Annotated in this window: 17 protein-coding genes; 13 read left to right on the top strand and 4 right to left on the bottom strand. The window is 34.9% G+C overall.

All coding sequences use genetic code 11. The annotated features are described in order from the left end of the window. Window positions 1–219 precede the first annotated feature (219 nt). The 7 genes from H7U19_RS10545 (at window position 220) to H7U19_RS10575 (ending at window position 8078) form a co-directional block, all read left to right on the top strand. Complete coding sequence (locus H7U19_RS10545; RefSeq protein WP_186562114.1) at window positions 220–1344, top strand: fatty acid desaturase family protein; 1125 nt, start codon at window positions 220–222, stop codon at window positions 1342–1344. Between the two features lie 24 nt (window positions 1345–1368). Beyond that, window positions 1369–1611, top strand: coding sequence for a cold-shock protein (locus H7U19_RS10550; RefSeq protein WP_343069096.1), 243 nt, complete (start codon window positions 1369–1371; stop codon window positions 1609–1611). Between the two features lie 313 nt (window positions 1612–1924). Further along, complete coding sequence (locus H7U19_RS10555) at window positions 1925–2980, top strand: serine hydrolase domain-containing protein (RefSeq protein WP_186562116.1); 1056 nt, start codon at window positions 1925–1927, stop codon at window positions 2978–2980. A 363-nt stretch (window positions 2981–3343) separates the two neighbouring features. Next, the gene (locus tag H7U19_RS10560) at window positions 3344–4258 is read left to right on the top strand and encodes a matrixin family metalloprotease (RefSeq protein WP_186562118.1); all 915 of its coding nucleotides are present in this window, start codon (window positions 3344–3346) and stop codon (window positions 4256–4258) included. A gap of 5 nt (window positions 4259–4263) precedes the next feature. Further along, window positions 4264–5574 (top strand): hypothetical protein, encoded by a 1311-nt coding sequence (locus tag H7U19_RS10565; RefSeq protein WP_186562120.1) that lies wholly within the window; start codon window positions 4264–4266, stop codon window positions 5572–5574. Between the two features lie 92 nt (window positions 5575–5666). Then, on the top strand, window positions 5667–6980 hold the full coding sequence (locus H7U19_RS10570; protein ID WP_186562122.1) for a M12 family metallopeptidase: 1314 nt from the start codon (window positions 5667–5669) through the stop codon (window positions 6978–6980). A 183-nt stretch (window positions 6981–7163) separates the two neighbouring features. Next, a complete protein-coding gene (locus H7U19_RS10575; protein WP_186562124.1) occupies window positions 7164–8078 on the top strand; it encodes a matrixin family metalloprotease in 915 nt (304 codons plus the stop codon). Between the two features lie 31 nt (window positions 8079–8109). Here the strand turns inward: H7U19_RS10575 and H7U19_RS10580 are convergent, their stop codons facing one another. Continuing rightward, window positions 8110–9588, bottom strand: coding sequence for a M48 family metalloprotease (locus H7U19_RS10580; RefSeq protein ID WP_186562126.1), 1479 nt, complete (start codon window positions 9586–9588; stop codon window positions 8110–8112). A gap of 311 nt (window positions 9589–9899) precedes the next feature. On the opposite strand from H7U19_RS10580, the gene H7U19_RS10585 reads away from it, so the two are divergent. From H7U19_RS10585 to H7U19_RS10610, 6 genes are all read left to right on the top strand, one after another. Further along, entirely contained in the window at window positions 9900–10415 is a 516-nt protein-coding gene (locus H7U19_RS10585; RefSeq protein WP_186562128.1) for a hypothetical protein, read from the top strand. Window positions 10416–10686: 271 nt separating this feature from the next. Beyond that, window positions 10687–11766, top strand: coding sequence for a glycine cleavage system aminomethyltransferase GcvT (gcvT, locus tag H7U19_RS10590; protein ID WP_186562130.1), 1080 nt, complete (start codon window positions 10687–10689; stop codon window positions 11764–11766). Continuing rightward, on the top strand, window positions 11766–12680 hold the full coding sequence (locus H7U19_RS10595) for a glutaminase (protein ID WP_186562132.1): 915 nt from the start codon (window positions 11766–11768) through the stop codon (window positions 12678–12680). Before gcvT ends, H7U19_RS10595 begins: the two co-directional genes overlap by 1 nt. 22 nt (window positions 12681–12702) lie before the next feature. Then, window positions 12703–13536 carry a sugar nucleotide-binding protein gene (locus tag H7U19_RS10600; protein ID WP_186562134.1) on the top strand — a complete coding sequence of 278 codons (834 nt, stop codon included), beginning with the start codon at window positions 12703–12705 and terminating at the stop codon, window positions 13534–13536. Between the two features lie 61 nt (window positions 13537–13597). Next, entirely contained in the window at window positions 13598–13891 is a 294-nt protein-coding gene (locus H7U19_RS10605) for a 4a-hydroxytetrahydrobiopterin dehydratase (RefSeq protein ID WP_186562136.1), read from the top strand. Between the two features lie 132 nt (window positions 13892–14023). After that, window positions 14024–14770: a YebC/PmpR family DNA-binding transcriptional regulator gene (locus H7U19_RS10610; protein WP_186562138.1), complete on the top strand. Its 747-nt coding sequence runs from the start codon at window positions 14024–14026 to the stop codon at window positions 14768–14770. A 126-nt stretch (window positions 14771–14896) separates the two neighbouring features. On the opposite strand, the gene H7U19_RS10615 is transcribed toward H7U19_RS10610, so the two are convergent. Genes H7U19_RS10615 through H7U19_RS10625 form a run of 3 tightly spaced genes read right to left on the bottom strand, consistent with a single transcriptional unit; the run spans window position 14897 to window position 17973 of the window. Then, window positions 14897–15970, bottom strand: coding sequence for an AMP-binding protein (locus tag H7U19_RS10615; protein WP_186562140.1), 1074 nt, complete (start codon window positions 15968–15970; stop codon window positions 14897–14899). Between the two features lie 2 nt (window positions 15971–15972). Further along, window positions 15973–16935 (bottom strand): CPBP family intramembrane glutamic endopeptidase, encoded by a 963-nt coding sequence (locus tag H7U19_RS10620; RefSeq protein ID WP_186562142.1) that lies wholly within the window; start codon window positions 16933–16935, stop codon window positions 15973–15975. Between the two features lie 3 nt (window positions 16936–16938). After that, window positions 16939–17973 carry an o-succinylbenzoate synthase gene (locus H7U19_RS10625; RefSeq protein WP_186562627.1) on the bottom strand — a complete coding sequence of 345 codons (1035 nt, stop codon included), beginning with the start codon at window positions 17971–17973 and terminating at the stop codon, window positions 16939–16941. Window positions 17974–17980 lie beyond the last annotated feature (7 nt).

Raw genomic sequence — 17980 nt, forward strand, 5'->3', positions numbered from 1 at the left:
ATTTAAACTACCTTTGCGTATTGAACATTTAGACTGCCTTTCTTTTTTTTAGTTTTTCCCAACTTTAATTAATCTTTAGCTTTCTTTAACCGTTGTAATTCAGCCTTAATAATGTGGCTTCATATACAATAGCTTCAATACGTTATCATTTAGGTTAAAACTATAAACAGCTCTTTTAATTGATATGGTATATTTTTTTACAATAACAATTTCAAAAGCATGTTTAGTAGTATCGAAAACCCTAAATTTCAAAGAACAAAGAATAACGACTTCGCGAAGACCTTAAGAAGCCGAGTGAACCTGCATTTTAAAATCAGCAACACGACTAGAAATGCCGACAGCACCATGGTTGTTAAGACCATCATTATGCTTACTTTATTTTTTGCCCCGTTAATACTATTAGCAACTGGTTTGGTTGCTTCGGTATGGCTACTTTTTTTGTTATATATCATTAGCGGATTAGGAATGGCGGGCATAGGCATGGGAGTGATGCACGACGCAATTCATGGTTCGTATTCAAAACATAGAAAAATCAATACCCTTTTAAGTTATACATTCAACCTTATTGGTGCCAATGCTACTGTTTGGAAGATACAGCACAACATTTTACATCATACCTATACTAATATCGATCATGCCGATGACGATTTGAATGCACCGTTTTTTTTAAGGTTTTCACCAAACGCAAAGCATTATTGGGTGCATCAATTTCAGCATATTTATATATGGTTTTTTTATGCCATATCCACGTTGTCTTGGATAACCACTAAAGATTTTGTGCGTTTAAACCGCTATAGAAACATGGGGTTTTTAGACAAAAAAAATGAATATAAAAAAGAACTTGCAAGCATGGTGGTCTGGAAAGCGTTATACTATGGTTACGCACTGCTATTGCCCATGATTATGGTGCCACAATCCTGGGCAATCATCTTATTGGCGTTTTTATGCATGCATTTTGTTACTGGGTTTTTAGTAAGCATTGTTTTTCAGATTGCACACATCATGCCTATGAATGAATTCCCATTGCCCAATGAAAAAGGCATGATGAAAGATGATTGGTATGGGCATCAATTTGCAACAACAACCAATTTTTCACCAAATAGCAAGCTTATATTTTGGCTTGTAGGGGGGTTAAATTATCAAGTAGAACATCATGTGCTTCCAGATGTTTGCCATGTACATTATAAAAAGATAACCAAAATTGTAGCAGATACGGCCCGGGAATTTGGTTTGCCATATCATGTGAAAAAAACGCTTCTACACGCCGTAAAAGATCATATCAAGATGCTACGTTGGTTGGGTAAAAAGCAAACTGGTGCCAACATAAACACGATGGTCACCTAATTATTAATTAAAAAAACAGACCTGATGATAAAAGAATTTATAAATAGAATATTTAATACAAATACAACAAACAAAATGAAAGAAGGAACCGTAAAATTTTTCAATAATGCCAAAGGATTTGGCTTTATTATAGTTAAAGACTCTGGAGAGGAAGTCTTTGTGCACAAAACGAATCTTATAGATCAAATCAAAGAAGACGATAAAGTAACATTTGAGATTGAAAAAGATGCCAAAGGGCTAAGCGCCATAAAAGTAAGTTTGGCCTAAAAGCATTAATTTATTCAATGTAGTTTTAGCTGAAAGGAATCGAATATCAAACATGGCGATTTCTTTCAGCTTTTTCAATATGTGCATAAATGGCGCGATGCGCAAACACTTTTTACATGAGGCGCCTGTATTGAGCGAAGTCGAAGTATAGGAGGGAAGCATAACGTGTGCGGCATGGCTTCTGAACTATATATCCTATTAAGCACACAAAAATCAATTCATCTTCAATATCTTACGGTTCAGTAATTCACAATTTAATTATAGTCGAATCCAAAATATATTTGTGCCATAATTTAAGAACACCAGCATAGTTATGGAAAGTACCAAACCAAAAACCAGTAAAGGGAAGCAAATTTTTAGAATCATATTATTTGCAGGAACTTTCATTTCCTTATGGTTTGTACCTTGGATTTTGGTAAAAGCATGGATATTACCTCTACCAGATTCGGTTCAGGAGCAAGTTGACCAAACATTAAGTTATGGTTTTGATGGTGTCATTGTATATGTAGATGAAGCCGGCAAACCACCAGCATTCTATACTGCAGGTTATCATAATAAAGAAGAAAAAATACCAGCCAAACCAAACGCTTTATTCAAAATTGCAAGTATCGACAAGTTATATGTCGCAGTTGCTATCACTAAGTTAGCGCATAACAATCGTTTGTCTTTAGATAAAGCACTAGCTGATTACTTTCCAGAACTTATAGGAAGAATTGAAAATGCTAATAAAATCACTTTGCGAATGATGGTGCAACACCGAAGTGGCATTCCTAATTTCACGGATAATCCAGATTTTTGGAAAAATCAACCAAACACCAATATAGATGTACTAGAATATGCACTTGATTTACCGGCAGACTTCCAGCCAAACAAAAATTATGGGTATTCAAATACGAATTATTTATTGCTTTCAAGAGTCATTGAACAAGTTACAGGAGGTCCTCGTCAAGACTATTTCAAGACCGAAATTTTAGTGCCTCTTGGACTGAAAAATACTTTTGGATCACTGGATGAGGTCAATCTAGACGATGTTATGAGCGGTTATTATGTTGGCATTGAAAAGGACTTCAAAAACCAGAACGAAGGAATGATGATAGCTACAGCAGAAGATGTTGGCATCTTTTTAAGGGCCTTAAATGATGGGGCATTACTTAATGAAGACGAAATGGAAATCTATGCCTCTATTTATGAATTTAATCATGGCGGATTGGCTCCAGGTTACCAATGTATGGCAGAATACCATAAAGATATTGATGCTATTGTTATTCAATTTATGAATACCACCGATTTTGAAGGTTATCAATGGAATTTGTTACAAATAACACATAGTCGCGTTGTTAAAATCTTGCGTAACGCAAAAGGTTTATAATTTAAGAACTGTAACAAATAGACAGGTTATCAATTGATGAAAAGGCCTAGTAGACCATTTTTGCGAATGAGCCAGCTGGCGCTTTGACTCACTACAATTTCTTGAAAAAATTTATTCTTAAAAGTTTCTTTACGATGTTAATGGAACAAATATTATGCGACGAAGTAGGAGGGAAGCGTAATGTGTATGGAATGGTATTTGGGATATTTTTCTTATATTTAACTCAATCACATGATTTTTAGTGATTATTTCTCCCAGTTAGCAATTACATTAAAGCAACATTAGTTGATTACCCAATATTGGGTATGCTTTGGTTTTAATATAAACCATAATCTTGTTTGAGTATAACCAAACCAAATAAAAATGAAAAACTATTATGCAGTATTTCTTTTCTTTTTAGTTATTTGTTGTAAAAAATCAGAAAAGAAAATTAGTGAAAAATATCAAGAGAATTTTATCAGTTTTGAAAATTTAGATACTTTAAAAATTGAAGATCAAGCATTTAATGAAGAAAAAATAGATTCATTAAAATCTAATGACTTCAATGTTAGCAGTCATAACATAATAGAAATTGATTCAGTAACTTATTATGTAGTTGAAGGGGATTTATTGTACAATGAAAATGAATATTATCGGTATAGATTACTAACAGAAATGCAAAAGGATTCAACATGGCAATATCAAGCTGGTTTGGTAGGAGAGAGACGAGGAGATACTATTGTAAAATGGCCTGAAAATTATATAATTAAATATTGTGTTGTTAAAAATTCTTTTGAAAGTGAAAGCCAATATAATGAAGTCAAAAAGAATATCTCTCAGGCTTGTTCTGAATGGTCAAAGACTTGCAATGTTAAATTTTATCATGATCAATCTAAAGATGTATTAAATTTAATTTCACCGACAAATGAATTGACCTTCGTTGTTGCAGGTTTTAATTCTTATGGAAGATTTATTGCTTCAGCCTTTTTTCCATATTATCCAGAAAAACGTAGAAGAGTGTTAATCGATCCAACATATTTTAAAACCAAATTTGATAAAGTAGGGGTTTTAAGACATGAGTTAGGGCACGTTATTGGTTTTAGACATGAGCATATTAGAAGTCAAGCACCTAAAGTATGTCCAAATGAAGATATTGGAGGAACGTTTAATATTACCAACTATGACCCTCAATCTGTTATGCATTATTTCTGTGGAGGAATGGGAGACATTAAGTTAAATATAACGGAAACAGACAGAATTGGTGCTAAATCGATTTATGGACCTTCTCAAAGCAAATAGACATTATGCGAAAAATAATTTTAGTTTTATTTATTTTATCTTCTATGTGTAGTTTGTCTCAAGAAGAATTAAAATTCACTTATGATTCTATAACTAAGAAATTAGAAACTCCTAAGATAGAATTAAAACATAATTCAGAATATAAGGTTTTGATTAGTGGTTTAAATTCTGCGATATATAAATCAGATATTAAAATAAAGTCATTTATAATAAATTCAAAAACTCCTGAAACTGTTAAAATCATATTCCCAGGCATTAGTGAGAATTCAGATGTAATTGGTTTTTCACAGCTTCAGTTCGATGAAAGTTTATTTGTTGGTTTAGATTCTCTAAAACTAGCAGAATTAGAATTAATTTATAATAAATTAAATAGGTTGTTTTCCGAAGCAGAAAGAAAATTTATTGCACTAAACAATATTAAGATTCAATCTGATAAGCTTTATAAAGCTACCTTAAATCAAAGTAATTCAGAGGCTTCTATAGATGCTCTCGATGATGTGAAAAGTCAATTTGGAATACCAAGTACAGATCCTACAACTAATTTGAAAAGCGAAATTTTATTGTATAAAAGTTATATTGGTAAAACAGAAGAAATTTTTAAAATTTGGTTAGAAAAATTGTATGTAATAGATGAAAGAATAGCAGAAAGGTATGCTAAATTATCTTCATGGAAAGCTCTTTCAGAAAACGAAAATTATAATAAGTATTTGAGTTTTATTGACAAATCAATAAAAGCAATGGATAATTTAGAACCGAAGACATTTAAATCTAAAAGAGATGGAGTGGATATAAATATAAAATTAATTAACTCCTATACTAATGACACAGTTTACACAAAGGTTTTTGACTATTATTCAAAAGGAAAATTGAGTTTCGATTTTTCATCTGGTTTTTTCTATTCAAATGAAGTAGAGCAATCATATTATCTAGAGAAAAGAGATTCATTAAAAAATGACATATTGAATGAACCTAAAAGGGATTTTGACATTTCTTTTGGTGCACTTGGGCATTTATCCTATAAGTTTTCTAGTGATTTTAAGGCAGGTATTAGTATGGGGGCTTCATTATCTCCTCTAGATGGTAAAACTAGGTACCTATTAGGTTTAAGCGCAATTTTTGGCAAAAGAAATCAATTAGCTATTAATAGCGGTGTAAGTTTTGTTAAATTGAAAATATTATCGGATTCTGTTAGTAATGATGAAGTAGGGAATTACGTTGATTCTTCTGTTACTGCAGTTCCAACTTATGAAAAGGTTAAGAGTGGCTTTTTTATTGGTATCTCTTATAATTTAACAGCCAAAAAAAAGTATGATTAATAGATGATGATATGAGTAGCTACACTTAATCATACTTTTTATATATTATGTTTTTAAAAATAGTTTAATTCATTGATTAATAAACTCTTACCATGAAAATTAAATATTTCATCTGCTTTCTTATAATTATACCAATCTTTGCTTATACGCAAGACGACTTAAAAGATTTGGAAATATTTCCTGAAGATATTCAAGAAGCCATTTATAAAAGAGAGAAAACTTTTGAAACAGAATTACCACCAGAAATTGAAAAATTAGTTTCTCAAAGTTTAATTCTCGAAAAAACTGATATTTGGAATGAAGGTGTACTAAAAGTTAGCTTCAAAGGAGGAGATGTCACTCTTCATAGAAAAATTGCAGAAACTGCAAATATTTGGACAAATTATGGAGACATTACTTTTGATTTTGGATATAATCCAATCAAGAATACTTTTAGACAATGGAAACAGAACGATTCAAGTCACATTCGAGTTGGATTTGATCTTGTTGGCACAGGTAATTGGTCGTTAATTGGTAGTATCAGTGTCGATTGGACATTGATTCCGCGTGGATTTGTTTCACTTCACTTAGAAGGATTTGATAATGGACGCCTTCCGTCTGATTGGAAAACAACAGTATTGCATGAATTTGGACATGCACTCGGATTTCGTCATGAGCACCAACGATCAGATATAGAATGTGATTTTAATTGGCCAAGAATATATACTGTGCTATGGAATCAAAAGCGTAAGGATAAAAAATGGGTAGATCGTAATTTTAGAAAATTTAATAAAAGGGAATATAAAACGACAAAATATGATAAAAAATCGATAATGCATTATAGTTTGCCTCGCTGGATGTTTAAATCAAAAGAAAATCCCGAATGTTTCATTGAAAAAAATGTTCAATTATCTGCTTTAGATAAGAAAATGATGAATGATACTTATCCATCAAACAGATCTGACTTTTTATCTAGTAGGAAATCCATTGCTGTAACTTATGAGGAAATTGCTATAGCATATGAAAAAGCTGATTCAGCTGTAGTTGCTTCCAATACAGTATCTTACGAAATTTTTAGTAAAAAAGCAGATTATTTTTCAAAAGAAAGAATTGAAAATAGTAAGTATATAGTAGGAATTCAAGGGCTAAATGTTGATAAGAAAGAATATTCAATATTTGCTCAATATGTCAAAAATAGAGGATACACTATAAACCTAAACAGTAACTACAAGGAAAATAAACCTTGGCTAGCAAATGTATCAATTGTTTTATACTATTCTAAAAAGAATAAGGAAAAAGCAAAGGGAATAGCTTTAGAATTATCAAAAGTTACTGGTCAAAAGTTTGTAACCGGAATAGGTAATGGATTGGCTGTATTCGACCCAGATAAGCAATTTTATGTTCATTGGATACCAAAACCCCAATGATAAATTATTATGATAACTTTCACTTAGCCTCATAAAATTTTGGCTTAAACAATAGGAGAGTAGTGTAATGTGAGTGGAGTGTTTTTAAAATGTTTTCCCTATTTTTATTGACTATTTTGCCCCAGAACAACTTAATGATATGCTGAAGGCATATGAGTTTTATTATTAATTAAATCCTTACTCATGAAAAATTCCCTATTGATTATTTTAATAATAGCCTTTTTAGGATGTAAAAAGCACGAAAAAGCACCAATGGAAAAGCCATTAGAATCATATGTTAGTTTTGAAATACTTGACACTATTTCAACAGATTCTCCAATTTTTGATTTGGGTGATATCCAAGCCGTACAAGAAGAAAAAAATACAGATTCAATAATGCATGAGACAATCGAGATAGATTCTGAAAATTACTATATTGTTGAAGGTGACTTGCTTTATAATGAATTTGAATATTATCAATATCGTATAAATCTAAGTATGCAAGGTGACTCAATAAGTTCTTATAAAGAAGGTTTAGTTGGAGAAAAGCGGAATAATGAAATTGTAAAATGGCCTGAAAATTTTATTATTAAATATAGTATTATGAAAAACTCATTTGCTAGCGATGCTCATTATAATCAAGTAAAAACCAACATGAAATTGGCAACTGCTGATTGGACTAAAGCTTGCAATGTAGAATTTACTCATGACGAATCAAAAGACAACTTGAATTTAATTTCACCTAATGATGATTTGACCTTTATTATTTTAGGATTCAATACTTCTGGTCAATTTATAGCTTCTGCTTTTTTTCCATATTACCCCAAAAGTCGAAGACGAGTTTTAATTGACCCAAGTTATTTTGAAACGAGATTTAATCGTGTTGGCGTTTTGAGACATGAGTTAGGACATGTTCTTGGTTTTAGGCATGAACATATACGAAGTGGAGCACCAAGACTTTGTCCAAATGAAGATTTAAGAGGTACTTTTAATATTACTAATTATGATCCAAAGTCTGTAATGCATTATTTTTGTGGAGGTATGGGAAGTATTGAATTGGAAATAACTAATACTGATAGAATAGGAGCAAGTTCAATTTATGGTGCTTCTAAAAATTAAATTAAAGGCAACAGTAGTCAAATAAAGTAATTTAATTACAGTTGTTGTTATAAAAATTACAAGCTCTATCTGAAATTCCACATGCTTTTTCAAAATAAAAACATGCTTCGGTATCTGATCCTACTGCCATATATGCTTTTCCTAATCTATTGTAAGCATTAGACTTATGCCAAATATATTCCTTTGAATCTTCATCTAGGTAATCACAGTAGTCTATTTCTTTTCTTGCAAGTTCCATTGCAGTACGATAATTTTCATTTTCATAATTTTTAAGTCCTAGATAGAAAGTAGATAATAATAACAACTGAACAGGGTTCTCTATATAAAAATCTGTACTCGATCTCAAAACCATATCACTATCCATTGTCTCTATTACTTCAACTAGACGTTCCACCAAAAGGTCATAGAACTTACTAGCATTTTCAAATTCATTTAGATTAGCATAGCTACGGCTCAATAGATTATATGCCAGAATTGAATTTGCTTCGTTGGATCTATTTACTTCGATTGTATTTAATGAATTTTCAATAATTTTTTGGTCGTTATTAGTATCCAAATAGAAGATGGCATATAATAAATATGGAGTTGGAGAATTAGGATAAAGTTCCTGTAGCTTATCTATAGTTTCAAAACTTTGACTAACATTCCCTTGTTTTCGGTAGAATTTGGCTTTTTGAACAAAATAATCTTGGTTATTTCTTTTTATTTCATTAATTAAGTCCAATTCTTCAAATGCAGAATTAATATCATTTTTCGTGTAAGCGAAATTCTTGGCTCTTTCAATGTGATACCTAATAGCGTTGTTTTGAGATAATCCATGGTTAATGCTTGCTCGTTTATATCCTTTTTCTACTGCCTCTAACCTTTTCGATAAAGACGGATGCGTGGAGCAATTATCCTCATTTTCCTCATCATTATTTAACTTTATAAACGTTTGCTTTACATCTTTGAGCTCTGCGCCAAATTTTTTCATTATAAACCCAGCGAATGCATCTGCTTCTAGTTCTTGCTTTTGTTTGTTTTCTAAAGCTCTAATACAATCTGATGATTGATTTATGCAAGTTGTAAGTCTACAATATTTTCGCACATAATTTTTTGATATAACATGACCAGATAGATGATGTCCAATTTCATGTGCTAGGACTGTTATACTGGCAATATTATTTCCCTCACTATTTAAAGATTCTAGAAAATCATTGCCGTAGAAGATATATTGAACTCCGTCAAAATTATAGGCAAATGCATTCTTAATTCCTGAACATTCTGAAATAATGAAGTTCATCGGTAATCCAGTAAGAGCCATTAATTGCTTTACATAATTTGTGGCTTCATCATTATCTTTAAATTCAAAATAGCCATGTTTCCCTTTATAATCTAGACAAATATCCTTTGACCAATCTTTATCAAATTCTGCAATAGGACAATACTCACTAATTTGACCGAGTGCACTAAACTGGACTACAAAAATTATGTATATGTATAGCAGTCTTTTATAAAAATCAAATTTCATAAGATTAGTTCTTTGATTAATAGGCTGAATAAGATACAAAAATCTAATCAGTATTGAGATGTTAATATCGCACATTACTCATTTAATAGAAAGCATTTATTGCTAACTTTCCATCGTTCTTATAATATCACTTCATCCCCTGGATAAACTAATATTCTAAAATGCCCTATAACTTACATTATGTAAAATAGAATTTTAACCCATACCCCTTCTTACATTTATTCTTTTTACATCTAGAAATTTACAATGATGACATATTGCAGTAATCGCGATGTGTATTAAAACATAAAACCCTTTAATACATTTTGATTATGAAAAAATTATGCCTTTGTCTTGTAGTTTTAACCTTGGCTACATCATGTTCCTCAAATGATGCAAACGACACGCCAAAAATGCCAGTTGGAAATGGTCATTATTCCCTAGTACTTAATGGTGCCGGCTATAGCGAACAACGTGTTGAACTGAAAAAAGATACTGTAAATTTCATTGGTATTGGTACTATCTTTAACGGAAGTGACGATTTCAATAATTATTTTGCCGTTGTTGTTGCCGATTCAGGAATTAGGTCAACCACAATCGAAACATTAACTACACCATCAGAGCATTACACGGGTTTAAAACCTAATGTTTCAGTGTTTGGAATTGGTGATAATCGCTATTTATCAAAAAACGGGACGTTTTCGGTATTAACAAATGATGCAGATAAGCCTTGCGCTTATTGGAGCGGTACCCTTGATATTAACTATGCACTTGAAGGTAGTGATGATATATTAAATGTTAAAGGCACGTTTGAAATCCCCGCTTTTACTTGTTATTCAAGTAATTAATTCTGTATAGCTTCTTAAGATATTTAGCTCTAAACGCTCGAAAGAATATAAACCCATCTGTTTAAACAGATGGGTTTTTTATATATAGAATTTCAATACATTTGTTATCAACAAACATGGAAGATTTTTTAATTGGAATTATAAGGTTTATCGGTAACTTTTGTTTGGATATCATCGAGTCATTTAAAGCCAAATACGCCATTATAGTTGGATTTTGTATTCTAATTATCGTTTTTTTCATCGTTTATATTTTGACATAAAACAATTAAAAATGAAACACACCGCCTTATCAAAAACTCACGAAGCGCTTGGTGCTAAAATGGTGCCTTTTGCCGGATATAATATGCCCGTACAATACGAAGGTGTTACTATTGAACATGAAACGGTACGTAATGCTGTTGGTGTGTTTGATGTGTCACATATGGGTGAATTTTTGGTTGAAGGGCCAAATGCACTTGCATTGATTCAAAAAGTATCCAGTAACGATGCCTCAAAATTGACCATTGGCAAAGCACAATACAGTTGTTTGCCAAATGATACTGGCGGTATTGTGGACGATTTAATTATTTATCGCATAAAGGAAGATACCTATCTGCTGGTGGTCAATGCCAGCAATATTGAAAAGGATTGGAACTGGATTCAGTCCAAAAATGATGTGGGTGCTACGATGCGTAATTTAAGTGATGACTATGCCCTACTCGCCATTCAGGGGCCAAAAGCTGTTGAAGCCATGCAGTCCTTAACCAGTGAAGATTTATCGGCTATCAATTTTTACAATTTTGTGGTGGGCGATTTTGCAGATATTGATTATGTGATTATTTCGGCCACGGGCTATACCGGTAGTGGTGGTTTTGAAATTTATTGTAAGAATTCCGAAGTAAAACAAATTTGGGACAAAGTGTTGGAAGCTGGTGCCGATTTTGGCATCAAACCTATTGGATTGGCCGCACGGGATACCCTGCGTTTGGAAATGGGCTATTGTTTGTACGGCAATGATATTGACGACAGCACCTCTCCCATTGAAGCTGGTTTGGGCTGGATTACCAAATTCACTAAAGACTTCACTAATTCCGAAGCTTTAAAAGCCGAAAAAGAACGTGGTCCGGAGCGTAAATTAGTCGGTTTTGAATTGGACGAACGTGGTATTCCCCGACAGGGTTATGATATTGTGGACGGCAACGGCAATACCATTGGCAATGTAACTTCCGGTACCATGGCGCCCTCATTGGGCAAAGGTATTGGTTTGGGCTACGTCCCTTCTATTTTTGCCGAGCCTGATAGTAAAATCAATATTCAAATTCGAAAAAAAGCCATTCCTGCAACGGTTGTAAAATTGCCATTTTATAAGTAATGACAGATTACCAATCTATTTTAAATGAAATTTACCGACAAGTGATGCTAGTGAAAGATCGTGGCACGGTGGCATCCTACATCCCTGAATTGCAAAAGGTTAACGCAAACCACTTCGGATTTCACTTAAAGCTTAAATCTGGCGAAAGTTATGGTGTGGGCGATTATGATGTGCCGTTTTCGGTGCAAAGTATTTCGAAAGTGCTGTCTTTGGCATTGGCCGCCTCCTTCAAAAATAATAATATTTTAAGAAGGCTGGATGTAGAACCTTCGGGACACCCTTTTAATCAATTGGCTTTATTGGAGGTGGAACACGGGATTCCTAGAAATCCATTTATCAATTCAGGTGCTATTGTCATCGCTGATATTTTGGTGTCTAAACTTGACAACCCCAAGGCCGATTTTTTGAATTATGTGCGGGATATCACTGGAGATGCATCTATCGACTACGACCCCATTGTCGCCCAATCAGAAAAAACTACGGGGCATAGAAATATGGCAGCAGCTCACTTATTAAAAACCTTTGGAAACCTCAATAACGATGTGGATGAAGTGCTGGATTTCTATTTTCACCAATGCGCTTTGAGCATGACTTGCGCTCAGGTATCCAATGCGTTTTTTATGTTTGCCAACCGTGGCAAATGCCTCTTTAAAAAGTCACGATTGACCGAACAGAAAGTAAAACGTATCAACGCCATTATGCTCACTTGTGGATTTTATGACGAGGCCGGGGAATTTGCCTTTGAAGTGGGTTTGCCGGGCAAAAGTGGCGTAGGCGGTGGTATTGTGGCACTCCTCCCCGACCATTTTGTCGTTTCGGTGTGGTCACCAGGTTTGAACAAAAGAGGCAACTCCAAATTAGGCATGCAGGCACTGGAACAATTTACGACCAAAACACAACTTTCCATATTTTAGTTTCTTTTTTGAGGTTAGAACGATGATGCAGAACAAAAGCAAACATAAAATACTAATTTTAGGAGGCAGCGGTTTTTTAGGCGGTGCCATCTATAAGGAACTCTGCTCCTATTTCAGGACTTTCGGTACATATCGCACCTCAAACTCCCAACTGGAAAAGAACCACCACTATTTTCAATACGATATTGAGGAAGACGATATCTATGAAATTTTGGATATCGTCAAACCTACGGTGATTATTTCTGCCTTGCGTGGTGATTTTTCAAAACAATGGCTATTGCACGAGCACCTTTCGGAATATGTGTTCAATCATAAAATCCGGTTGATTTTCCTCTCCTCTGCCAATGTGTTTGATGCCTATTCCAAATTTCCAAGTTACGAGGATGATAAAACCTATAGCAATAGTATTTACGGACATTTTAAAATAAAGATTGAGAACATGCTGTTGCGCTTGCCAAAACGCCAAGTTGCCATTCTAAGGTTGCCTATGGTATTCGGTAGTCAATCGCCACGGATTACGGAAATCACCCAATTGATAAAGGACAAGGAGCCTGTTGAAATATTTCCGAATTTGATTATGAACGTCACCACGGATTCAAAAGTGACACAACAAATCCATTACATTATCAATCGCAATAAATGGGGTGTGTTCCATTTGGGTAGTACGGATTTAGTACATCATGATGAGTTTATTGAGGACATCATCAATTCATTGGATTTGCCGTGGAAAGCCACCTATAAACGCGTTTATACCACAAATGACGACAGGTATTTGGCGGTATTGCCAAAACTCAACAAGCTACCAAAGCATTTGCAGTTGCAAAGCCAGGATTTATTGAAGGAATTGAAATTATAATTTTGAGCGGTGTTCTAAATTGGTTAATTTAGAATCATTGCTAATTGAAATATTTTAGAAAATGAGTAAACTTTCAGAACAAGAAATAGAAGCGAAGCTATTGCGCTTTCCCGATTGGGAATATTTTGACAATGCCATTCATGCCGAATTTGAATTCGACAACTTTAAGGACTGCTTTAGTGCCATGAGCCGCATTGCCTTTGAATGTGAAGCCCAAAACCACCACCCGAATTGGAGCAACGTGTATAACGTGCTTTCCATTTCGTTGTCAACACATGACGCCGGAGGTGTAACCAACAAAGATTTCAAATTGGCAGAAGCCATTGAAATGATTGTAGAACCTGTGGAGGAGTAAATCAGTATTCAGCCCCGATAACTATCGGGAGCAGTTTCAGTGAACAGTAATCAAACTATTTTTTTAAATTTGCCTGCCTCGGTTGAAAAACTTTAGGCACTTTAAATACTCACAACTTTTAACTTATTAATTATGGGAAGAGCTTTTGAATTTAGGAAAGCACGAAAAATGAAACGTTGGTCGGCCATGAGCAAAGCCTTTACGCGTATTGGCAAGGATATCGTAATGGCAGTAAAAGAAGGTGGCCCTGACCCGGATAGCAATTCCCGATTGCGGGCTGTGATACAGAATGCGAAGTCTGTAAACATGCCCAAGGACAATATTGAGCGCGCCATCAAACGGGCCAGTGATAAAAATCAAGGCGATTATAAAGAAGTCATTTTTGAAGGTTACGCCCCGCATGGCATCGCCGTTTTAGTAGAAACTGCTACGGATAACAATACGAGAACCGTGGCCAATGTCCGCAGTTATTTTAACAAATGTGATGGCAGTTTGGGCACTTCGGGCTCCGTAGTTTTTATGTTTGACCACACTTGTAACTTTAAAATTATAGGCGAAGGTCTGGATTTAGAGGAATTGGAATTAGAGCTTATTGATTTTGGCGTTGAAGAAATTTTTGAAGACACCGATGAAGATGCCGATGGAAATGAAATCAATAGCGTAATGATTTATGCGCCTTTTGAAAGTTTTGGTAAAATTCAAAGTTATTTAGAAGAGAACAATATCGAGATTTTGTCTTCAGGATTTGAGCGCATTCCGCAGGTGACCAAACCTTTAAATGCGGAGCAAATGGCCGATGTAGAAAAGCTTTTGGAAAAATTGGAAGAGGATGATGATGTACAGAATGTGTACCACACTATGGAGGAAACTGCAGAGTGATTAATGTTTTAAACCTTTGCTGTCATTACGAGGAGTGGGGCACGAATGACGAAGTAATCTCATTTTTTTTGAAGACTTAATACTAGATTGCTTCACTGCATTCGCAATGACGAGTATGATAACTGGTTAGCCTAAAATATCTTTTATGGTATTCGCCCGATGGATTTTCCCGGAAGCCGTCTCCTTAAATTTTCTGGTAAATAAAATGTCTTTGGGTTTCTCATATTTTTCCAAATCGTCAAACAGGGTGTCGTCCAAATCACCTTCCTGCCCCTGTACAACCATCACCACTTTATAACCCAAAGTGTCATCCTCAATACCGTGAATAAAAAATTGTCGGCCTTGCATTTTGTCCTGTAGCTTCTCCTCTATTTGCTCTGGGAATACTTTGATACCTCCAGTGTTAATCACATTGTCGATTCTACCAATCCATTCAAATTGGTTCTCGGAATGAATTTCCACTAAATCATTCGTGATAATTTTATCATCAGCCAAATTGGGCGCCTCAATCACTAAACACCCTCTGTCGTCCTGCGAAATACTAATATTTGGTAAGGTGGTGAAATACCGATCCGTGTCATCACCTTTTAAATGATTCAGTTTTTTTACGGCAATATGGGAAACGGTTTCCGTCATGCCATAAGTTTCATATACCTGTGGCTTCTTGTCCCTTATCAACTCTTTAATATGATTGGATACACGACCACCACCAACAATAGCCGTTTTGATGGATTTTAAATATTTTGCAAAATTCTTTAACTGCATTGGCGTGAAAGCGCAAAAATCATAATCCTTTTCGTAGTCGATTCTGGGAAGTGCAGATGGCACCACCATATCAACTTCCAAACCAAGGATGATTGCCCTGACCATCATCATTTTTCCAGCGATAAAATTGGAAGGCAAACAGTTCAACACCTTTTTGCCTGGGGATAGGTTGAAAAAATCACCGGTCATAATGGCTGAATTGACCATAGCCTGTTTTTTAATCTTTAAGGTTTTTGGTCTTCCTGTAGAACCAGACGTTTTTACTTTTATATAATCCTTTTTGTCTAGCCAATCCAAAAGGAAAAGTCCGAGCTGCTGCTGATAGGGATAGCCTTCCTTAACGAAACTATAGGCTACCTCCATTAAATCTTCATAGTTGTAATGGTGACCTTCTAACTTAAATCTGTTGTGTACCTTGGTATAATCTGGAATCATATTTATTCTTCTCCAATAATTTTGTAATCTTCATTTGGTGGTTCGACCACTGGTCCAAACAATTTGTCCTTCCAGTTGGTCCACCCATATTTCTTGGACAAAATAAATAAAAGTATTGGAAAGATGATGAACACAGGAACAAATATTTCGGTAAGTGCCATTTCCGCGGGATCACTTATGTCTTTAAGTATACTGTGGGTTTGCAGGGCTGTCCAATCCGCAGTCACCAGTAGCGCGGTAAATAAATTGTTGGCCGCATGGAAACCAAGCGCCAATTCCAGCCCATCGTCCATTAAAGTGATGATGCCCAAGAACAATCCGGTGCCAATATAATAGACCATAATAACGTAACCCAGTTGCTTTACTTCTGGATTAAAAATATGCAATCCTCCAAAAGCTAAGGATGTAAGCAAAAGTGGTAACCATCTATTTTTAAACAATGTACCCAAAAAGTGCATCCCATATCCTCTAAAGGCATACTCCTCAAAACTGGTCTGCAACGGCAATAAACAGACGCCAATGGCCAAGAGAATCAAAAAAGGTTTCATCTCAAAATTCCAAACATAATCTTCCGGGGTAATAAAATAAAAGTCTATCAGAACAAAACTGCTGGACACCATGCCCCATAAAATAAAGATGAACCAAAACCGCTTCCAATCGATTTTTGGCCTTGTCGTGGTCAAGTCCTTAATGGACAATTTGTGCAACAATTTTGAACTGACAAATACCCCGACCAAACCCACGGCAAAGGAAATCAACATCAAAAATAAAAACAGGTTTTCGCCCAGAAGTGATACCATTCCGGGAATATCCGCTGCTATTTTACCGCCTTCAGCCACTTTTATGAAAATGGCGATACCTAAGGGAATCATCCCGATAACCTGCCATGCCACAAATATAATCGCGCCTCCAATAATGTAGCGCCATGCATCCGTTAAGCCTTTGTATGCCTGTTCTATATACATAATCTATAAGTTAAATTTCCACTGTTTTGTTGAATCATAACACAAATTTCCTTGCTGTACTACCAACGGCGAATCAAAATTATTGGTAAATAAACCGCCCGTTCCCAGTCCTTGAGGTAAAGGATTTTGCTTTTTATAAGTGTACTGTGCAATAGCATTTAAGCCCACATTGCTTTCCAAAGCACTGGTGATCCACCAGCCAATTTTATGTTGTTCCGCAATTGAAATCCATTCGTCACTGCCTTTAAATCCGCCTACCAAGGTTGGCTTTAAAATAATGTACTGCGGTCGGATAGTTTGTAGCAACTCCTGTTTTTTTGTTACATCAAAAACGCCGATTAATTCTTCATCCAAAGCAATGGGCAAAGGGGTTTCAGAACATAATTTAGCCATTTCATCGGTTTGCCCTTGTTTTATGGGCTGTTCGATGGAATGCAAATCGAGTTCGGACAGAATTTTTAATTTTTCCAATGCCTCTTGCGGAGAAAAGGCTCCATTAGCATCAACTCGTAATTCAATGTCGTTTGAAGTGAATTCTTTTCTAATGGATTTCAAAAGATTTATTTCCGTTTGAAAATCGATGGCTCCAATTTTCATTTTGATGCATGTGAAACCTGCTTCGATTTTGTCTTTAATTTGCCTTTTCATAAAGGATTCGCTTCCCATCCAAATCAAGCCATTGATTGGAATAGCTTCTTTTCCCGTTGTAAATTCCGAATGAAATAGGTCAAACCCGTTTGGACTCTCCAATGATTTAAATGCCATTTCCAAACCAAATTGAATGCTTGGCAGTTCGACAAGCTCACTGACCAAAATATCGAGCCCTAAGTTTATGTTTTCACAAACCCATTGCAGTTTTTCCTCAAAATCGGGTCTGTCATCCACTGAAAGCCCCCGAAACATACCGCACTCCCCTATTCCTTTTTCACCTTCACTTTCCAAGACTAAAAACCACGTGTCTTTTGTCCTTAAAACACCTCTGGAAGTACCACTGGCTTGTTTAAACTGTAAAGTGTAAGGATGGAACGAGGCTTTCATCATTTGA

This window comes from Hyunsoonleella aquatilis (genome assembly GCF_014270105.1).
Lineage (GTDB): Bacteria > Bacteroidota > Bacteroidia > Flavobacteriales > Flavobacteriaceae > Jejuia > Jejuia aquatilis.

Excerpts from the sequence above, each read along its gene's own strand:
- H7U19_RS10545 (WP_186562114.1), top strand. The coding sequence starts at position 220 with ATGTTTAGTAGTATCGAAAACCCTAAATTTCAAAGAACAAAGAATAAC.
- H7U19_RS10550 (WP_343069096.1), top strand. The coding sequence starts at position 1,369 with ATGATAAAAGAATTTATAAATAGAATATTTAATACAAATACAACAAAC.
- H7U19_RS10555 (WP_186562116.1), top strand. The coding sequence starts at position 1,925 with ATGGAAAGTACCAAACCAAAAACCAGTAAAGGGAAGCAAATTTTTAGA.
- H7U19_RS10560 (WP_186562118.1), top strand. The coding sequence starts at position 3,344 with ATGAAAAACTATTATGCAGTATTTCTTTTCTTTTTAGTTATTTGTTGT.
- H7U19_RS10565 (WP_186562120.1), top strand. The coding sequence starts at position 4,264 with ATGCGAAAAATAATTTTAGTTTTATTTATTTTATCTTCTATGTGTAGT.
- H7U19_RS10570 (WP_186562122.1), top strand. The coding sequence starts at position 5,667 with ATGAAAATTAAATATTTCATCTGCTTTCTTATAATTATACCAATCTTT.
- H7U19_RS10575 (WP_186562124.1), top strand. The coding sequence starts at position 7,164 with ATGAAAAATTCCCTATTGATTATTTTAATAATAGCCTTTTTAGGATGT.
- H7U19_RS10580 (WP_186562126.1), bottom strand. The coding sequence starts at position 9,588 with ATGAAATTTGATTTTTATAAAAGACTGCTATACATATACATAATTTTT.
- H7U19_RS10585 (WP_186562128.1), top strand. The coding sequence starts at position 9,900 with ATGAAAAAATTATGCCTTTGTCTTGTAGTTTTAACCTTGGCTACATCA.
- gcvT (WP_186562130.1), top strand. The coding sequence starts at position 10,687 with ATGAAACACACCGCCTTATCAAAAACTCACGAAGCGCTTGGTGCTAAA.
- H7U19_RS10595 (WP_186562132.1), top strand. The coding sequence starts at position 11,766 with ATGACAGATTACCAATCTATTTTAAATGAAATTTACCGACAAGTGATG.
- H7U19_RS10600 (WP_186562134.1), top strand. The coding sequence starts at position 12,703 with ATGATGCAGAACAAAAGCAAACATAAAATACTAATTTTAGGAGGCAGC.
- H7U19_RS10605 (WP_186562136.1), top strand. The coding sequence starts at position 13,598 with ATGAGTAAACTTTCAGAACAAGAAATAGAAGCGAAGCTATTGCGCTTT.
- H7U19_RS10610 (WP_186562138.1), top strand. The coding sequence starts at position 14,024 with ATGGGAAGAGCTTTTGAATTTAGGAAAGCACGAAAAATGAAACGTTGG.
- H7U19_RS10615 (WP_186562140.1), bottom strand. The coding sequence starts at position 15,970 with ATGATTCCAGATTATACCAAGGTACACAACAGATTTAAGTTAGAAGGT.
- H7U19_RS10620 (WP_186562142.1), bottom strand. The coding sequence starts at position 16,935 with ATGTATATAGAACAGGCATACAAAGGCTTAACGGATGCATGGCGCTAC.
- H7U19_RS10625 (WP_186562627.1), bottom strand. The coding sequence starts at position 17,973 with ATGAAAGCCTCGTTCCATCCTTACACTTTACAGTTTAAACAAGCCAGT.